Origin of the sequence: Mesorhizobium sp. M8A.F.Ca.ET.021.01.1.1 (assembly GCF_003998025.1) — a bacterium.
Classification (GTDB): Bacteria; Pseudomonadota; Alphaproteobacteria; order Rhizobiales; family Rhizobiaceae; genus Mesorhizobium.
The window spans coordinates 1-1,747 of the sequence record NZ_RZSJ01000856.1 but is presented as its reverse complement, the minus strand read 5'-3'; the positions used below and the strand labels follow the sequence as shown (position 1 = coordinate 1,747).

1 protein-coding gene is annotated in these 1,747 nt (G+C 63.5%); it reads left to right on the top strand.

The genetic code is table 11. The features are described 5' to 3' along the window. Window positions 1–1,474 (top strand): biotin/lipoyl-containing protein (locus EOA36_RS34780; RefSeq protein ID WP_127281173.1); only part of this gene is annotated, 1,474 nt, incomplete at its 5' end. Window positions 1,475–1,747: the final 273 nt, after the last annotated feature.

Sequence of the window (1,747 nt, the reverse complement as noted above, 5' to 3'; positions counted from 1 at the left end):
GTTCGATCGGGCACGCTCCGAGGCCAAGAGTTCGTTTGGCGACGACCGGGTGTTCATCGAGAAATTCGTCGTCGATCCCCGCCATATCGAGATCCAGGTCCTGGCCGACGCGCATGGCAACGCGCTCTATCTCGGCGAGCGCGAATGCTCGATCCAGCGCCGCAACCAGAAGGTCGCCGAGGAGGCGCCATCGCCCTTCCTCGATGCCAAGACCAGGAAGGCCATGGGCGAACAGTCGGTGGCGCTGGCAAGGGCCGTCGACTACCAGAGCGCCGGCACCGTCGAGTTCATCGTCGACAAGGACAAGAACTTCTATTTCCTTGAAATGAATACACGATTGCAGGTCGAGCATCCGGTGACGGAACTCGTCACCGGCATCGATCTGGTTGAGCAGATGATCCGCGTCGCCGCCGGCGAAAAGCTTGGCCTCAAGCAGGGCGACATCAAGCTGGACGGCTGGGCGGTGGAAAGCCGGCTCTACGCCGAGGATCCCTATCGCAATTTCCTGCCTTCGATCGGCCGGCTGACGCGCTACCGGCCGCCGGAGGAAGGGCAATTCGGCGACATCGTGATCCGCAACGACACCGGCGTCACCGAAGGCTCTGAGATTTCGATGTTCTACGATCCGATGCTCGCCAAGCTGTGCACCTGGGCACCGACGCGGCTCGAGGCCATCGACGCCATGTCGGAAGCGCTCGACAGCTTTGTGGTCGACGGCATCGAGCACAACATCCCTTTCCTGGCGGCACTGATGCAGCATCCGCGCTGGCGGGAAGGGGCGATATCGACGGGCTTCATCGCGGAGGAATATCCCGACGGTTTTGGCCCCGTCGTGCCGAACAGCGGGGAAAGGGCCGTGCTGGCGTCGATCGCCACCGCGGTGGAACTGCTGCGCCGCGACCGTCTCGACCGGCTGGGCGGGCGGCTGGCGCCGCATTCGGGAGCGCTCAAGCGTGATTGGGTGGTCAAGATCGGCGAGGACTATCTCTCGGCGTCGATCCTCGAAGGCATGATTTCCATCCCGATGGAGATCGACCTGTCGATCGACGGCGGCAAGGCGCTGACCGTTGCATCTGACTGGCGGCCCGGCGACCTGATCTGGCGCGGCACGGTCGGCAAGCACAGGGTCGCCGCCCAGATCCGGCCTGTCGCCAATGGCCTGCGCATCGCCTGGAAAGGCATGTCGGTGACGGCGCGTGCCATGCTGCCGCGCACCGCCGAGCTTGAACGGCTGATGCCGGAAAAGGTGGCGCCGGACACGTCGAAACTGCTGCTCTGCCCGATGCCCGGCCTAGTGGTGTCGATTGCCGTTGCCGTGGGCCAGGAGGTCAAGGCCGGCGAAACCTTGGCCGTGGTGGAGGCAATGAAGATGGAAAACGTGCTGCGCGCCGAGCGCGATCTTGTCGTCTCGAAACTCAACGCCAAGCCGGGCGACAGCCTGGCTGTCGACGCGGTAATCATGGAATTCGCGTGAGCGGGCTGGAAGCCTGTGGTCAGTAGTCGTTTGTGCTGGACTGGTATCGCCCGGTCCCGGACAATACATTCTCATCGACTCAAAGACCTTCGGCAGCTCGAAAAACCATGGCGGACGACAGACTTCCACGCGACCCACTGAAGCGCGAAGCCGCGATTGCTGCCGCGCGGCCTGAAATACCGGCACGGCCGTTCGTCCATCTGCGCGTGCATTCGGCCTATTCGCTGTTGGAAGGCGCGCTGCAACTCGGCAAGATCGTCGGCCATGCCGTCA